Annotated in this window: 15 protein-coding genes; 14 read left to right on the forward strand and 1 reads right to left on the reverse strand. The window is 51.6% G+C overall.

The features are described from left to right. Positions 1-14: 14 nt before the first annotated feature. The 11 genes from WDY75_RS08800 (at position 15) to WDY75_RS08850 (ending at position 14,349) form a co-directional block, all read left to right on the forward strand. On the forward strand, positions 15-986 hold the full coding sequence (locus tag WDY75_RS08800; RefSeq protein WP_006211993.1) for an ABC transporter permease: 972 nt from the start codon (positions 15-17) through the stop codon (positions 984-986). Positions 987-1,001: 15 nt separating this feature from the next. Next, complete coding sequence (locus WDY75_RS08805) at positions 1,002-1,937, forward strand: carbohydrate ABC transporter permease (RefSeq protein ID WP_063480341.1); 936 nt, start codon at positions 1,002-1,004, stop codon at positions 1,935-1,937. Between the two features lie 61 nt (positions 1,938-1,998). Further along, a complete protein-coding gene (locus tag WDY75_RS08810; protein WP_338842111.1) occupies positions 1,999-3,780 on the forward strand; it encodes a sugar-binding domain-containing protein in 1,782 nt (593 codons plus the stop codon). A 20-nt stretch (positions 3,781-3,800) separates the two neighbouring features. Further along, on the forward strand, positions 3,801-4,799 hold the full coding sequence (locus WDY75_RS08815; protein ID WP_063480339.1) for an aldose 1-epimerase: 999 nt from the start codon (positions 3,801-3,803) through the stop codon (positions 4,797-4,799). 72 nt (positions 4,800-4,871) lie between these two features. Continuing rightward, positions 4,872-6,614, forward strand: coding sequence for a glycoside hydrolase family 2 protein (locus WDY75_RS08820; protein ID WP_063480338.1), 1,743 nt, complete (start codon positions 4,872-4,874; stop codon positions 6,612-6,614). Positions 6,615-6,704: 90 nt separating this feature from the next. Beyond that, on the forward strand, positions 6,705-8,102 hold the full coding sequence (locus WDY75_RS08825) for a family 43 glycosylhydrolase (RefSeq protein ID WP_063480337.1): 1,398 nt from the start codon (positions 6,705-6,707) through the stop codon (positions 8,100-8,102). A gap of 249 nt (positions 8,103-8,351) precedes the next feature. Continuing rightward, the gene (locus WDY75_RS08830; protein ID WP_063480336.1) at positions 8,352-9,308 is read left to right on the forward strand and encodes an ArsR/SmtB family transcription factor; all 957 of its coding nucleotides are present in this window, start codon (positions 8,352-8,354) and stop codon (positions 9,306-9,308) included. Positions 9,309-9,579: 271 nt separating this feature from the next. Then, positions 9,580-10,611, forward strand: coding sequence for an ATP-binding cassette domain-containing protein (locus tag WDY75_RS08835; protein WP_063480335.1), 1,032 nt, complete (start codon positions 9,580-9,582; stop codon positions 10,609-10,611). Continuing rightward, positions 10,608-11,423, forward strand: coding sequence for a tetracycline efflux ABC transporter Tet(58) subunit B (gene tetB(58), locus WDY75_RS08840; RefSeq protein ID WP_006211984.1), 816 nt, complete (start codon positions 10,608-10,610; stop codon positions 11,421-11,423). Before WDY75_RS08835 ends, tetB(58) begins: the two co-directional genes overlap by 4 nt. Before the next feature lie 447 nt (positions 11,424-11,870). Then, the gene (gene tyrS, locus WDY75_RS08845; RefSeq protein ID WP_036643250.1) at positions 11,871-13,130 is read left to right on the forward strand and encodes a tyrosine--tRNA ligase; all 1,260 of its coding nucleotides are present in this window, start codon (positions 11,871-11,873) and stop codon (positions 13,128-13,130) included. 106 nt (positions 13,131-13,236) lie between these two features. After that, on the forward strand, positions 13,237-14,349 hold the full coding sequence (locus WDY75_RS08850; protein ID WP_063480334.1) for an NAD(P)H-dependent flavin oxidoreductase: 1,113 nt from the start codon (positions 13,237-13,239) through the stop codon (positions 14,347-14,349). Between the two features lie 81 nt (positions 14,350-14,430). Here the strand turns inward: WDY75_RS08850 and WDY75_RS08855 are convergent, their stop codons facing one another. Then, positions 14,431-14,679, reverse strand: a complete 249-nt coding sequence (locus WDY75_RS08855; protein ID WP_063480333.1) for a hypothetical protein — start codon at positions 14,677-14,679, stop codon at positions 14,431-14,433. A gap of 513 nt (positions 14,680-15,192) precedes the next feature. Here WDY75_RS08855 and WDY75_RS08860 point away from each other — a divergent pair. The 3 genes from WDY75_RS08860 to WDY75_RS08870 all read left to right on the forward strand — a co-directional run bounded on the left by WDY75_RS08860 (position 15,193) and on the right by WDY75_RS08870 (position 17,228). Then, on the forward strand, positions 15,193-16,164 hold the full coding sequence (locus WDY75_RS08860) for a helix-turn-helix transcriptional regulator (RefSeq protein WP_063480331.1): 972 nt from the start codon (positions 15,193-15,195) through the stop codon (positions 16,162-16,164). Positions 16,165-16,239: 75 nt separating this feature from the next. Beyond that, positions 16,240-16,851: an SRPBCC domain-containing protein gene (locus WDY75_RS08865; RefSeq protein WP_063480330.1), complete on the forward strand. Its 612-nt coding sequence runs from the start codon at positions 16,240-16,242 to the stop codon at positions 16,849-16,851. Beyond that, the gene (locus WDY75_RS08870) at positions 16,848-17,228 is read left to right on the forward strand and encodes a VOC family protein (RefSeq protein WP_063480329.1); all 381 of its coding nucleotides are present in this window, start codon (positions 16,848-16,850) and stop codon (positions 17,226-17,228) included. Before WDY75_RS08865 ends, WDY75_RS08870 begins: the two co-directional genes overlap by 4 nt. The last annotated feature ends 47 nt before the right edge of the window (positions 17,229-17,275 follow it).

Consider the following 17,275-nt stretch of genomic DNA (forward strand, 5'->3'; position numbering starts at 1 on the left):
CAGGTGGTTGAATCATGGAGATATTAAGGAAACCAAGGGAAATGGACCCGGTAGGTTTGAACCCGAAACCGAAGAACACGAAGCGACTGATTCAAAAGGATCTAAAGAAAAACTGGTTTGTCTATCTGATGGCCCTTCCGGTCGTAGCCTGGTTCCTGATCTTCTGCTACGGCCCGATGTGGGGCGTGATGATCGCCTTCAAGGATTTCAAGCCCTTGCTTGGATTTGCCGATAGCGATTGGGTCGGTTTCAAGCATTTCATCGACTTTTTCACAGGGCCTTATTTCTGGAGAGTGGTCAAGAATACGCTGCTTCTGAACGTGTGGGGCATCGCATTCGGATTCACCGCTCCAATCATACTTGCCTTGCTATTGAATGAGGTTCGTTCGTCCAAGTTCAAGCGGACCGTGCAGACCATTACGTACATGCCGCATTTTATCTCATTGGTTGTGGTGTGCGGCATCATACACATATTCACGGCGAACGAAGGGGTCGTAACCCAGCTGCTGTCGTTCATCACAGGCAAAGATTACTCGTCGCTTCTGGGATACTCCAATTTGTTCCGGCCGATCTACACCTTCTCGGGAATATGGCAGAGTATCGGATGGGACAGCATTATCTATCTGGCCGCGATGAGCGGCATTGACCCTTCGTTATATGAAGCAGCCGATATCGACGGCGTGGGTCGGGTGAAAAAAATGTGGTATATCACGCTGCCGCAAATCAGTCCGGTCATCATCATCCTGTTTATTTTTGCGATTGGCGGCTTGATGTCGTCTGGTTACGAGAAAATCATCCTGCTGTATAATCCGCTCATCTACGATACGGCGGATGTCATCGCATCGTATGTTTACCGAAGGGGCTTAAGGGAAGCGAGCCTCAGCTACTCCACGGCTGTGGGACTTGTCAGCTCCATCGTCAATTTCGGGCTGTTATGGATGACAAATACGATAGCGAAGCGTAGATCCGAATCCAGCCTATGGTAAGAAAGAGGGACGGTTATGAAAGATATCATGCAACCCAAAGCGAAACGAAGCAGAAAGCACAAGTCCATCGGGGACCGCGTGTTCGATTGGACCAACTATACGGTACTTACCGCATTGACCTTGGTGTGCTTTTATCCGATTCTGCATATCCTGTTCGCCTCCGTCAGTGATCCGGGCGCTTTAATGGCACATAAAGGGGTGCTGTTGAAGCCCTTGGGATTCACACTGGATGGCTACAAGCTGGTGTTCAAAGATAACAGTCTCTTGAACGGGTACAAGAACACGATCCTTTACGTGGGACTCGGTACGCTGGTCAATATGGTCATGACGATATTAGGTGCATACGTATTATCCAGGCGGGACTTGTATTTCAAGAATTTCATCATGATTGTCATTACCATTACGATGTTTTTCGGCGGGGGGCTGATTCCATGGTTCCTGTTGATGAAGGATATCGGCCTGTACAACAATCTGTGGGCCATGATCCTGCCAACGGCGTTAAGCACATGGAATATCATCATCCTGCGGACCGGTTTCCAGTCCATCCCGAAGGAACTGGAGGAAGCGGCAGTAATCGATGGCGCCAGCCAGTTCAGCATCCTGGTAACCGTGATTCTCCCGCTATCGAAAGCGACGCTGGCTGTCATATTCCTGTACTATCTGGTTGGCAATTGGAACTCCTGGTTTAATGCCATGGTGCTGCTGAAGGATCGGGAGCTGTTCCCGCTGCAGCTGCTCATGAAGGAAATTCTTGTTGCCAATGACGCTACGGCGACAACGATCGGCAGCGCCGGCGGTGTTGTCATCAATAGCGCTCAGAGCTCCACTGCGTTCCGGGAACTCGTGAAGTATTGCGCAATCGTGGTTTCCACGGTTCCGATCTTGCTGGTGTACCCGTTCCTGCAGAAGTATTTTGTGAAGGGCGTTTATGTAGGCTCGATCAAAGGATAGACGGTGAACTTGTACTTGGATGAATTAGATAGAGATGAATCGAACAGGAGTGAGTCACATCTTGACGACAGCAGTTAGCGAGACACAAACAGGTTTGCGCAGCGAATATCCAAGACCCCAGTTTCAACGCAAGGAATGGCTGAGCCTTAATGGAGAATGGGATTTCGGATTTGATGATCTTGGCATCGGTGAGGATGAGCAATGGTTTCTGGGGAATGCCAAACAATCTTTTACACGAAAAATAACGGTCCCGTTTACGTTTCAAAGCAAGCTGAGCGGCATCGACGATCCGGCTTTTCACGATGTCGTGTGGTACCGTAGAACGTTCGAGATTCCGCCGGATTGGCATGGTAAACGGATCGTGCTTCATTTTGGCGCCGTGGATTATGCGGCCAAAGTATGGGTGAACGGGCATATGGTGGCGGTGCATGAGGGCGGTCATACGCCGTTCCAGGCAGACATTACGGCTGCGCTGGCGGCAGGAAGCAACACCGTCATCGTTCGAGCCGAGGATTTCAGCCGGGATGTCACCTTGCCGCGCGGCAAGCAGTATTGGCTTGAGCATTCCGCAAGCATATTCTACACCCGCACGACCGGCATCTGGCAAAGTGTATGGATCGAGCCGGTATCCCCTGTACATCTGAGCAAGACGATGATGACACCTGATATTGATCGAAATGAAATCCGCATCCGGACGTTTATAGAGGGAGTTAAGTCTGTGGAGGAGATCAAGCTGCAGATTACCGTAAGGTTTCAGGGAGAGCTTGTCGCGGAGGATCAATATGCGATTCAAAATGCGGAGCAGCTTCGGACCATCGGTCTGAGCGATTTCACAGATCATGGATTGGGGCGGCTGTGGAGCCCGGAGCATCCGAACCTGTATGATATCGAGTTTCGCCTCCTTCAAGCCGAAGCCGTGGTGGATCAGGTATCGAGTTATTTTGGCATGCGCAAGGTATCCATCGAGGATGGCAAACTGTGCCTGAATAATCGCCCTTACTTTCAGAGGCTGGTGCTGGACCAGGGATATTTTCCAGAGGGCATCCTGACGGCGCCGTCGGATGAGGCGTTAAAACGCGATGTGGAACTGGCGAAGGAAATGGGCTTTAACGGCGTGCGAAAACATCAGAAGAGTGAGGACCCCCGCTTCCTGTACTGGTGTGATCGACTCGGCCTGCTGTTATGGAGTGAGGCAGCTAACGCGTATGAATACTCCGAAGCGTATGTCCGCCGGTTCACGGCGGAGTGGCAGGAGATTATGGAGCGGGATTACAATCATCCGTGCATCATCACGTGGGTTCCGCTGAACGAGAGCTGGGGCATTCCGAATGTCCAGATGGATCGGCGCCAGCAGCAGCACGGACTGGCGATGTACCATTTGACTAAATCGCTGGATGATAGCAGACCCGTCGTTTATAACGACGGATGGGAGCATATGACCACCGATCTGGTCACGATCCATGACTATGAGAGCCGTCAGGAGGTGCTGGAGGAGCGGTATGCAACAGCCGCGTCTGCGGTGCAGGCAATGCCGGCTAACCGGAGGATCTTTGTCGGCGGAGCCAGCTATCAAGGACAGCCGATATTCGTATCGGAGTTCGGCGGCATTGCCTTCAAGAAGAGTGAGTGGGATGGCTGGGGTTATTCCGGCGCAGAGAATGAAGAGGATTTCTTGGCCCGGCTGAAGGCGGTGGTTGATCCAATGTTCTCGTCACCTGTGGTTCAGGGATATTGCTACACACAGCTAACGGATGTTGAGCAGGAGATCAATGGACTGCTGACGTATGACCGCAAGCCGAAAGCACCGCTTGAGACCATCCGTAAGATTATGATGGGAACCTAATCGGGGGAGATGAAGAAGAAATGGACCGAACGAATGCCTATGAGGGTGTATACCATGACGAGAGCGCGGTTTATTTAAGGGCAGGAGCTTATGAAGCAGTCATGCTTCCGGGAATCGGGGGGAATCTGATTTCGTTCCGGGACCTGGAGAAGGGGTGCCGGTTTCTGCATGAACCGGCACCGGAGGAAATGGCGGCATTCAGGGAAAGACCGATGATTCACGGCATACCGGTGCTGTTTCCCCCGAACCGCTATGAGCAAGGCAATTTCCGGTGGAACGGCAAGATCCATCACCTTCCCGTCAACGAGGAGGCAACCGGTCATCATCTTCATGGCTTCTTGTACAATATTCCATGGGAGCTTGATGACTACGGGCACTCCAAGCAGGAGGCTTATGTGACGGTATCTGTCCATGTGGATGAACGGCATCCGGTATACGAAGCCTTTCCGTTCCCGTTTCATATTCAGCTGCGGTACAGCTTAAGCGATCAAGGGTTATCCCAGCGCGTCACGATAACCAATACGGGGACAGCATCCATGCCGTGCCTGCTTGCATTTCATACGTCCATTAATGCGCCTTTCGTGGAGGGAGGCGATGCCCGGGATTACCGGATGAAGCTGACCCTTGGTAAGCGGTGGGAGCTCGGTGAATCCATGCTGCCCACCGGCGCCCATCAGCCATTGTCCGCGAGTGAGGAAGCGATGCAAGGCGACGGCGTCTATCCGTTCTTCGAGCGTATGGACAATCACTATACCGCCGCCGCCCAGAATGGAAGGAACCGAATGGAGCTTACTGATGAGGTTGCCCAATTGACGTTGGTGTACGACGTGGGTACCTCTTACAAGCAGTGGATGATCTGGAATAATGAAGCGACGGAGGGTTTCTTCTGCCCTGAACCGCAGATTAATCTGGTCAATGCGCCCAATATGGACATGCCAGGGGAGGAAGTCGGGTGTTTCAGTCTGGATCCACATGAGATATGGGAGGAGACCAGCAGGCTGTACGTTAGGAAAAGCTGAGGCATTGCCCACCTTCAGCCCCATGGCAATAGATACTATACAGACAAATTTAACGTTAAAAGGAGTTCAACCATGACCCACACTACAGTTCCGCGTCCCGAATACCCGAGACCCCAATGGGTAAGACCCGATTGGATCAACCTGAACGGTCCATGGCAATTCGAAATCGATCATGGCCGGAGTGGAAAAGAACGCGGTTACCAAGAAATCGGACACGAGCTCTCCGGAACGATCACGGTCCCTTTTTGCCCGGAGAGCAAGCTGTCTGGCGTTGAATATAAGGATTTTATGGCTGGCGTCTGGTATAAACGGGAGTTTACCGTGCCTGAGAGCTGGAAGGGCAGAACACTGCTTCATTTCGGGGCGGTCGATTATGAAACGGAAGTATGGGTGAACGGTGTATCCATAGGTACCCATCGCGGAGGATATACCCCGTTCAGCTTTGATATCAGCCCTCAGATGACACCGGGCGCGAATGTGATTACCGTATATGCGGAGGACGATGTCCGTTCCGGACGTCAGCCGCGAGGCAAGCAGAGCGAGCGCTACGACTCCCATGGCTGTGATTACACGCGCACCACAGGCATCTGGCAGACGGTATGGCTGGAGCATGTGCCGGAAGCCTATTTGTCTGACATGAAAGTGGTGGCAGACCCTGATAATGCTTGCGTACACCTTGAAGTGACGGTGGTCGGAAAGGCATTGGGGGGCAAACTCACTGCTGCCGCTCTCTATGACGGTAAGGCTGTAGGGGATGCCAGCGCTTTGGTATCCGGACCGTCCGTCAAGCTCACCCTTCCGTTGGAGGAAGTTCACTTATGGGAGGTTGGTCAGGGCAGATTGTACGATCTGGAGTTATCCCTGCAGGAGCAAGGTAAAACAGGTGATACGGTGCAAACTTATTTCGGACTCAGAAGCGTTAGGCTGGACGGCATGGCGTTTCGGATCAACGGCAGATCCATATTTCAGCGTCTGGTGCTGGATCAGGGCTTTTACCCGGACGGCATCTATACGGCTCCAAGCGACGAGGCTCTTCGCAACGACATCGAAATATCGATGGGCCTTGGCTTTAACGGCGCGAGGCTGCATGAGAAGATATTCGAACCGCGCTTCTTGTATTGGGCCGACCGGTTAGGTTATCTGGTATGGGGAGAGCATGCAAATTGGGGACTGGACATCACAACAACCGAGGGGCTGTCCCATTTCCTGCCGGAATGGCTCGAAGGGATGGAGCGTGATTTCAATCATCCTGCCCTTATCGGCTGGTGTCCTTTTAACGAAACTTGGGATCGGGACGGTGCCAAACAAAATAACGAAGTGCTGCGCATTGTATACGAGGTATCCAAAAAAATCGATCCGACGCGTCCGGTCATTGATACGAGTGGCAACTTCCATGTCGTGACGGATATATTCGACATTCATGATTATGATCAGAACCCGCAGACATTTAAGGAGAGATATGAGCCGATGAAGGATGGCGGTGAGGTGTACAACAGCTTTCCGAACCGGCAGCAGTATGAGGGGCAGCCTTATTTCATCAGTGAATATGGCGGCATCTGGTGGAATCCGGAGCAGCAAGATGAGAAGTCCTGGGGATACGGGAATCGTCCGACATCTGAAGAAGATTTTCTTACGCGTTATGCGGGTTTGACTAATGTCTTGCTCGATCATCCGCGGATGTTCGGATTTTGTTACACCCAGCTATACGATGTCGAGCAGGAAGTGAACGGGCTGTATACCTACGACAGGAAGCCGAAATTCGATCCTGATCTGATACGAAGCATAAATTTGCGTAAGGCCGCCATTGAAGATTGAAGCCGCTGTCCCATGACTGCTCTGTACAGGCCGGAATCTTGGATGCCCAAGTGCATGTTGTTACATTATCCAAAAAGGACGTGACCGGTAATGAAGGTAGACATTCGGAATAAATGGCTGCTCGCAGTGTGCGCACTTCTTATTTTTCCTATGGGGCAGGTGACCCATGCCGTCTCAAGCCAAAACAACTTCTACAACGTTGTCATGCAGGATGGAGCGGATCCTTGGGTTTATAAACATACCGACGGTTACTACTATTTTACGAAAACGACCGGCGGTGACGTTACGATCTGGAAGTCAGCCCAGCTGACGGCGATGGATGCAGCTCCCACTACGGTTGTAAACACAGGCTGCTGCGGGATATGGGCTCCCGAGCTGCATTACATCAACGGCGCTTGGTACATCTACTACGCGAAGGACGACGGGGACAATGTCAATCACCGTATGTATGTGATGGAGAATACATCGGCAGATCCGACACAGGGAACCTGGCAGTATAAAGGTCAGATTACGGACCACACCAACAAGTGGGCCATTGACGGCACGGTGCTGCAAGCAGGCGGTCAGCTGTACTTTATCTGGTCCGGCTGGGAAGGGGACACCAATGTGCGGCAGAATCTGTATATCGCACGCATGAGTAATCCGTGGACCATCAGCTCGGATCGGGTGGAGATTGCAAGGCCTACTTATCAGTGGGAGACGAATCACTCCCCGCACGTAAACGAAGGTCCCCAGGTGATTATCCAAAATGGCGTCATTAGCCTGGTGTACTCGGCCAGCGGGAGCTGGACCAATGACTATTGTCTAGGATTGATCACAGCCAGCACGACCAGCGATTTGTTGAACCCGGCATCCTGGAACAAACGCAGCCAACCGATATTCAAGTCGGGTAACGGGCTGTACGGACCGGGCCACCATTCATTCACGAAGTCGCCGGATGGCACGGAGGATTGGATGCTCTACCACGTCGCTAAATATCATAATGCCGGGTGGAATCGTGAGGTTCGAATGCAGAAATTCACATGGCATGCGGACAATACCCCGAATCTTGGTGTTCCGGCGAATCCGAATGCGCCGATAACCTTGCCTTCAGGCGAAGCCGCTCACACCCGTTACGAAGGGGAAGTGGGAGCGTTCGGCGGTGTCGCCTATGCATCCGGAAGCCCCAACGGCTCGGGAGGACTTAAGGCGGGACATATCGACACGCCGGAGAGTTATGTGGAATTTTCCGTTCATGCCGCATCGGCTGGCGAATATATTCTGCTCGCCCGGACAGCAAACGGCACAGCCGGGGGGAACTGGTCCAATCTTCTGTTAAGCGTAAATTCAGGCGTGCCGAGCAGGTTTCACATCACGAATAAAGGCTGGGAGAACTGGGGATTGTCCACGGCGCGAGTTCAGCTTAAGGCCGGCGTGAACCAGATCCGTTTTTCTAAAGGCGAAGGCTACGGAGAAATCGATTTTTTTGACATCAAGCCAGCGAATTAGCACACTGTGCATGACAGATGGAACCGAAAAAATAGTGGTGTTCGCTTGACCATGGATGGCTTCCGGTTCTCCCGGAGGCCTTTTCTGGCTAAGCAAGGAGGCGTTCTCCCCTACTCCTTCGAAGAGCTAACGAACGGCAAAATGATGATAGATCAACGATGTAAGCCTTTGCAAGTTTGATTGTTTTTCGTCACGTTAAGAAGTAAGATAATTGTAATGAATATGTTTAGTTTAAAGGAGAGCAGATTTGTGCTGGAACTTGGCTTTAACGACCCGGAAAGACTCGTCACGGTATCCCATGCCTTGTCAACGCGTTCACGGGTTGATATTCTAAGGCTCCTGAATTCCAAAAATTTAAATATTATCGAGATTGCCGAGAAGCTTAAACTTCCGGTCTCTACAGTAGCCAGCAACATCAAAGTGCTGGAAGCCGCTGAGTTAATCAATACTGAACTGCTGCCGGCTTCCCGCGGGGCCATGAAGGTCTGCAGCCGGAATTACGACGATATTCACATTGCCCTGAACTTGAAGAATTCGGTGCCCAAGGGAGTAACGCATGTTTATGAAGTCGAGATGCCGATCGGTCATTACAGCGATTGCGAGGTATCTCCCACCTGCGGAATGGCTAATGCGGACGGTTATATCATTAAGGAAGACGAGCCTGCGAGCTTTTACCACCCCAAGCATGTGAACGCCCAGATCATCTGGCTGCGCAAGGGGTATCTGGAGTATTTACTGCCGATGGATATTCCGGCCGGAGCTCGCATTGAATCGCTTGGACTGTCCATGGAAATGTGTTCCGAAGCGCCGAATTATGATCATAATTGGCCGTCCAATATTTCGGTATGGGTAAACGGCGTGGAGATTGGAATGTGGACAAGTCCAGGTGATTTCGGGGACCGCCGCGGCAAACTGAATCCGAATTGGTGGTATGATTGGGCTACGCAATACGGCTTTCTCAAAACATGGCGAGTGGACCACGAAAAGACGACCCTTGATATGGATAAAGTGTCCGATGTTACATTAGATCATCTTAGGATTAACGAGAGCCCCAAAATGCGCCTGCGTATCGGCATCAAACCCGATGCCGTAAATCAAGGCGGACTGAATTTGTTCGGCCGTCAGTTTGGCGATCATGAACAAAATATTATGATGCAGATTAAATATACGATGGATCAGGATGAGGAAGATCCGGTTGTCTCCTAGAGCAGTTCGCTCGCTTGACGAAGACCTCACCTCATCAAAATAACAAAAGAACCGTTTCTTTCGTAAATGGGCAGGACGTGCCTCCATTTAACCAAGAAACGGTTTTTTGCTTATGTCTGACGTTTGCCTTTGCACAGCACAGCATAGCGGCGGAGAGGAACGGTTCGTGTGCGGCGCGTAAAAGAGCCCATTTTATTTTACGGTTTACATTCCGTTTAAATACGGGTGTTACGATCCCCATATCATCAATAATGGATTGGAGGAAATAGAAGTGGAGCATGTATACAGAAAGAGAATGGAACCGAACAATGGAGACCTCGCTGTTGAAGCACATGGACTTGTCAAAACCTTTGGCAGCAATCGTGCAGTAGACGGTGTGAATTTGCAGGTGCGCGCAGGCACGATTTACGGCGTGCTTGGACCGAATGGTGCAGGCAAGACAACCACCATTCGGATGCTGGCGACCCTGCTGCGGCCGGATGCAGGTTCCGCCCGAATCTTCGGGCACGATGTGCTTGCGGAATCCCAGATCGTTCGTCAATTAATCGGGGTGACCGGCCAATACGCATCGGTTGACGAGTCGCTCAGCGCCACCGAGAATCTGATCATCTTCTCACGCTTGCTGGGACTGGGCCGTACAGAGGCACGGCGCAAGTCCGAAGAATTGCTGGAGGAATTCGGATTGACGGAGGCGGCGAAGCGGCCGCTCAAAAATTTCTCCGGCGGCATGCGCCGCAGGCTGGACCTGGCGGCAAGCCTCATTGCCCAGCCGCCGCTCATTTTTCTGGATGAACCGACAACGGGGCTGGACCCGCGCACGCGTTCACAGATGTGGGATACGATCCGCAGGCTGGTGAATACCGGATCAACTGTACTGCTCACGACGCAGTATCTGGAGGAGGCTGATCAGCTGGCTGACCGAATCGCCGTCATCGATTACGGCCGGGTGGTGGCCGAAGGTACGGGAGATGAGCTGAAAATGTCAGTGGGGACTTCGTCGCTGCATCTGACGGTCCAAAACCCGCTGGACATTGACAGGGCTCGTCATACCGTGGAACGGGTGCTGAAAGTCCATGTCAATGTGTCACCGGAAGCTGGAAAGATTACGGCGCCGATGGAGAGTGCGGACCTTGTTGCAGACCTGTTGATCGAGCTTCGCTCGGCGGGAATTGGCTTGTCCGAGATGAGTGTGCAGAAGCCGACCCTGGATGAGGTATTCCTGACGATTACCGGTCATGGCGTGCAAGAGGAGACGTCTCAAGCGTCCCGTGAATCCAATAAAACAGAGGTGACAACCGTATGAGCAGCACAATGATTAAGCCAGCTAAGGAGCGGCAGCTGAAAAACCACACAAGTCTCGGTCAGACGCTGCGAAACTCATTGACGATGGCCTACCGGGGGCTGCTGAAGATTCGGCGCACGCCCGAGCAATTGTTCGACGTAACGCTCCAGCCTATTATTTTCACCTTGATGTTTACCTATATTTTTGGCGGTGCGATCTCTGGCGACGTATTGAGTTATTTGCCTGTCATCATTCCGGGGATCCTCGTTCAGACCGTGATTACGACCTCCGTTGTGACCGGGGTTCAACTGCGCGAGGATATGGATAAAGGGGTGTTCGACCGATTCAAGTCGCTGCCTATTGCGCGGATTGCTCCGCTTGCCGGAGCCCTGCTGGCAGATACCGTCAGGTACACCATAGCAACGGTGCTTACCTTTAGCATGGGATATGTTATGGGGTACCGTCCCGAAGGGGGCCTTGGCTACGTTGCTCTCGCGGCGCTGCTGGTAATTTTGTGTTCATGGGCAATCAGTTGGATATTTGCTTTCTTCGGTGTCATTGCGCGTACGGCCTCAAGCGTACAGGGCATATCCATGATTGTGCTGTTCCCGCTCACGTTTCTCTCCAATGCGTTCGTTCCGGTAGATACCATGCCGGGCTGGCTGCAGTGGTTTGTGAACATCAATCCGATCTCGCATCTGGTTACGGCTGTGCGGGATCTGACCAACTCCGGGATTGTCGGATGGGATCTCGCGATTTCGCTGATCGGCGCTGCCGTCATTGTAGCTATCTTTGCTCCGATTACGGTACGTGCATATATGCGCCGCACGTAAGAGCAGCAGTTGAACAACCGGACCTTCATTTAGGTTTGCCGCCTGTATAAGACTACCTATGCGAACGTTGGTTGACATCGATTTATTATTTCACTATACTGTCTGTAATCTTATAAACGACATGCGTTGAAAGAGCCCAGTAGCAGCTTGGTCCCTGTTCTAGAAAGCCGGGGGTTGATGGAACCCGGTACACACCAAGCTGGCGAATTACACTCTGGAGTATCTCGGGTAATGCCGAGCGGAAATGGCGAACGATATCTCGCCTGATGAGCGGCATGAACGGCGCGCAGCAGCAGCAGCTGGCGGTCCAATTGTGCAATCTGGGTGGTAACACGGTTATTAATCGTCCCTATGTCTATAACAGACAAGGGGCGATTTTTTGTTTTTTTCAACGAGGATGGACGTTTCGTAATAAGGATATTAATGAATTGAAGGGGTGTTAATGCTGTGAATATTATCGATGAACTTGAATGGCGCGATGCCATCAACCAACAGACGGATGCCGAAGGCCTCCGGGAGCTTACGAATGAGAAATCAATCTCGCTATACTGCGGCGTAGACCCAACGGGCGACAGCATGCATATCGGCCATCTGATTCCCTTTATTATGCTGAAGCGTTTCCAGCTTGCCGGTCATCGCCCGGTCATTCTGATCGGTGGCGCAACCGGCACTATCGGGGATCCAAGCGGACGTCAAACCGAGCGCTCGCTGCAAACGCTGGAGCAGGTTCAGGCCAACGTGGATGCACTGACCGGGCAAATGAAAAAGCTCTTTGTGACGGAAGGCGATAATCAAATTCGCATGGTCAACAACTACGACTGGACGCATAAGATTAGCATTATCGAATTTTTACGAGATTTCGGCAAAAACTTCAGCATCAACTCCATGCTGGCGAAGGACGTTGTGGCGAGCCGCCTCGACAGCGGCATTTCCTTCACGGAATTCACTTATCAGATTCTGCAGTCCGTGGACTACCTGCATCTGTTCCAGCATGAAGACGTGCAGCTGCAAATCGGCGGCTCGGACCAATGGGGCAACATTACAAGCGGTCTTGATCTGATCCGGAAAAAAGAAGGCTCCGAGGCGAAAGCATTCGGTCTCACGATTCCGCTGATGCTGAAAGCCGACGGCACGAAATTCGGCAAAACCGCCGGTGGCGCGATATGGCTGGATCCGAACAAAACCACGCCATTTGAGTTCTACCAATTCTGGGCGAACACCGATGACCGTGACGTCGTGAAATATTTGAAGTACTTTACGTTCTTGAGTAAAGAGCAAATCGACGAGTTGGCCGAGAAGGTTCAGAGCGAGCCGCATAAACGCGAAGCACAAAAAATGCTGGCAGAGGAAATGACGAAATTCGTGCACGGCGAGGAAATGCTGGAGCAAGCCAAGCGCATTACCGCAGCCCTGTTTACGGGTGATATCCAATCGCTTACGGCCGAAGAGATCGAGCAGGGCTTCAAGGAGATGCCAACATTTGAAGCGACGCAGGAGCCGAAGAATATCGTTGACTGGCTCGTGGATCTGGGCATCGAGCCTTCCAAGCGGCAAGCCCGCGAGGACATCACGAAAGGCGCAATCTCCATGAACGGCGAGCGCGTCAGCGACCTGGAACATGAGGTTACGGCTGATCAAGCGATCGGCGGGCGTTTCATCATCATCCGCAAAGGAAAGAAAAACTACAGCTTGGTGAAAATGTCCTAAACTTGAAAAAACCGCTCAACACAGATCATTGTGTTCAGCGGTTTTTTTACGATGGAAGTTGTTGTGTCTTCATAGGATAATAGCTGTAACAACGAAGGAGGGAATCATGAATATGCAGCTATACACGGAGTTATGCCAACGGTTCGGAATCCGCTACCCGGTCTTTCTGGCTGGAATGGCCGGAGGGCCGTCAACGGCTGATCTGGTTGCCGCCGTATCGGATGCAGGCGGGCTTGGAACGCTGGGCGCAGCCTATATGGAGCCGGCCGCCATTCGTCAAAGCATTCAGGATATCCGCAAGCTGACGGATAAGCCCTTTGCCGTGAATCTCTTTGCTTCTACTGCCACTCAGGCTTCGGATAACTTGGATCGAATCGGAGAAGTCCAGCATGAGCTGAACCGGATGCGGGAAACGCTGGGCATTCCTCAAGCGGGTGCGGATCAAGTGGCAGCTGCCGATTGGTTTGAGAAGCAATTCACGGTTCTGCTTGAAGAGAAGGTGCCTGTCATCAGCACTGCATTCGGCATTCTGCCTGAACCTCTCATGCGGCAGGCAAAAGCGGCAAACCTGCTGGTGGTTACGATGGTAACGACGGTAAACGAAGCGTTGATGGCGGAGCAAGCGGGCTGTGATGCCATTGTTGCCCAAGGCAGCGATGCAGGTGGACATCGAGGAACGTTTGATCTGACAGAGCACCCGATGGGTGCGAATATCGGGACATTTTCCCTGGTACCGCAAATTGTGGATCAGGTGAAGATACCGGTTATTGCTGCGGGAGGCGTTATGGATGGACGCGGGCTTGTTGCCTCGCTTGTTCTTGGAGCGCAAGGCGTCCAGATGGGGACGCGATTTTTGACGGCACTGGAATCGGGGGCGCATGAGGTTTACAAGCAGGCTCTGCTGGAGAGCACGGAAGAGAGCACAGTCATTACCCAAGCGTTCTCGGGACGGCCAGCCAGAGGAATACGCAATGCCTTTATCAGGCGTTGGGATGCCACTGCTTTAGAGCCGCTTCCGTTTCCCGTGCAGAATACGGTGACCCGCGATATTAGAAACGCCGCCAACCGCCAAAATAATCCGGACTATATGTCATTATGGGCAGGGCAAGGGACAAGAAGGCTGACCTCCGGACAGAGGGCCAAGGCTATCGTATACGAGACCATTCAGGAAGCGCTCTCCCTATGCGGGTCAAGCGAAATCACCGATCCGCATGAATGAGGATGACCGCTGCCGGGTTGTTAAGTTAGTCTAACGACAGGCCACCTGAGGACGAATCCCCGGGGGGCCTGCCAATTCTTTTTAGAATCCGTAAGTATCTCCGCCTTCACCGTTCCACGTCATCTCAACAAAGGAGGATGGACTGGCAGCAGATGCGGTTTTGGAGCCGGAAGCATATAGACCTCCAGCCACGCCGGACATGGTGTAGTCGGAATATAATGTGTAGGTGGTATGGTTCGTATAAATCATCGCACCCGCGATGTTGGAAGCAGTGACGTTCTTCAGCTCCAGCTTGTTTCCACGCCATGGAATCGCGTTGTGAATTTTCATATCATGCCTCCTGCAAGAATGATTCGTCCATCGTCAACGGCAGGACCATCCAATCTCTTTCATCATCACCCTTTACGAGTTTTTGGTTTTTTAGGTATAATCCTATCCAATATTTTTTCAGATATCAAGGACAAGAGATACATAATATGTAAAAAGGTTATAAAAATGCCAAGTGGGATGATGAAGGGCGTATGAAGAGGAGCGTTGTCATCAAGGCGGAGCATGATAACGGCGGAGGTCGTTAGGTTTAATTACCGTAGGCAGCTTATTAGATTAGAGACAAAGAGGCTAATTCTAGCGATCTGCGTTCACATGGATAAAACGAAGTCGTGTTTAAGGAATAAGAACGAAGAGCTGCTCCAGCAGAGGGTCGGCTTTTCTCTCGGCTGGCAGGGAATGAGTAGGCACATCAACAGCAGATGCAGCATGGGAGATATTTCTGAACCTGTGTTTTTTGTGATTTATAATGGAAGTGAAATGAATGAATCCTGAAGGGGAGGAGTACTGAATACGATGTCTAAGGCTGATAATATGCTGGCGATTCTATGGCTCTTAAAGGCACGAAGAAGAATGACGGCCAAACAGCTGGCGGAGGAACTTGACGTACATATTCGAACGATATACCGGAATATCGATGCCCTCTGTATTTCCGGCGTGCCGATCGTTTCCGAAATCGGACGCGATGGGGGTTACTTCATCCCTGATCCTATCAAGCTTGCGCCCCTGTTTTTTGATGCCGATGAACAGAAGGCACTTCTTCACGCCTCTGCATTCGCACGGGAAGCGGGTTATCCTTCCGAAGCTCCACTCAGTCGAGCTCTTTCCAAAATCAAGCGGCATACGAATCCGGAGCAGCTGGAGCGTCTAACGCGCCGTGAAAATAGTATCGAGGTCATCCAACCGCCTACAGCTCCCGTGCTTATGTCCATGCTTGCCGCGATTGAAGCTGGCATCGACCATCAATGCCGTCTCCAGATCAACTATAAGACAGGGTATGATGGTACCATACATACACGTATCCTGGATCCATATGGGCTTGTCCATTGGAAGAGCAAATGGTATACGGTGGGCTATTGCCACCTGCGGGGTGAAATACGCAGCTTTCGCGTCGATCGTATGAGCGATATCCGTTGTACCGTTGACTCCTTTGTCCGTCCGGAGCCGTTCTCCGCCCGTGAGTTTTTGTTGGAGGGATTGCTGGCAGAGCAGGGTTCTGATAACAACCCGCATGGGGTCTCCGTGCACATACAAGGTGTCCCCCAAGCTATTGACGATTTATGTCAGCATTGGCTGCTCGGTCATGCACTGCAGGAGCGGACAGCAGATCATGCGGTATTCAGGCTGGACGAGCTTACGCTATACACCCAGGTAGCCTATTATCTCCTATCATTTGGGGGGAGGATTCGAATCATGGAGCCCGAAGAATTGAAACTAGGCATGATCGACATTACGGAATCCTTGTTGAAATATTATCAATCCCAATGATAAAAGACTGACCTTCTATGTCATTGTTTGCGTTATATAATGAATTCCATAAGGCAGCGTTAGGAGGAGATTAGGGTGGCAGGGGCTATTTTTAGACAAGATGTGTTACAGGCAACGGGACGCTCGTGGGAAGACTGGGTCGCCAAACTTGGGCAGGAAGTGGACCAGCTATGGTCTCATGAACAGATCCGAAATCATATCTGCGCGTTGGATCAGGTGTCAGAGGAGTGGGGTGAATGGATCACCGTCATGTACGAACAGCTCATGGGCCGGATTCCTGTTGGATTTTCCAAAGACGCAGGCGTGCAGATCGGCGTTAGAAAAACGATGGCCATGACGAAGGAGCAAGCTTGGGACTTCCTCACATCGCCGGAAGGTCTGGCGCTATGGATAGGGGATGTACCTTCGATAGAGTTTCGGGTAGGGCATGAATATGAGTCGAAGGAAGGCGTGTCCGGCAAGATTACGGTGGTCATCCCCTATCATAAACTGCGTTTGACATGGAAGTGCAAGGCGTGGGATAACCCGTCCCGGCTGCAAATCTACGTACTATCTACGAATAGCGGTAAAACCACCATCGCGATTCATCAGGAAATGCTGGAAGACGTCTATATGCGAGAGGTGATGAGGCGTTACTGGGACGAGGTACTGACAACGATTCAACAACATAGGGAGGTGGCAGGATGAATCGATTCAGTCATATGGACCTGCGAGTGAATTCGTGGGAACAAGTTAGTCTGTTTTATGACAAGCTGCTGCATGAACTGGGTTTCACCATCACCTATCATTCCGAGCAATGGAACGTATTTGCGGCACAAGGGGAGCTTCCAAGTGTTCCTTATTTTGCGATAACGGAGGATCCCGAACATCAACCGAATGACAATCTGATCGGGTTCTGGGGAAAAGATCCGGCTGAAGTTGATCATATCGCAGAAGTTGTGAAGCAGCATGGGGGAACCATTAACAGCGGGCCAGGGTTCTTCCCGATCAGTCCGACCTATTATGCCGTTTATTTTGAAGATCCCTGCGGCAACAAGTATGAAATGGTTCATAGGTTGAATTAATTTGGCTGCGGGCAAGGGCAAGGGCATGAACACAAGCGCGATGATGA

Origin of the sequence: Paenibacillus glucanolyticus, from assembly GCF_037333485.1 — a bacterium.
Lineage (GTDB): Bacteria > Bacillota > Bacilli > Paenibacillales > Paenibacillaceae > Paenibacillus_AQ > Paenibacillus_AQ glucanolyticus.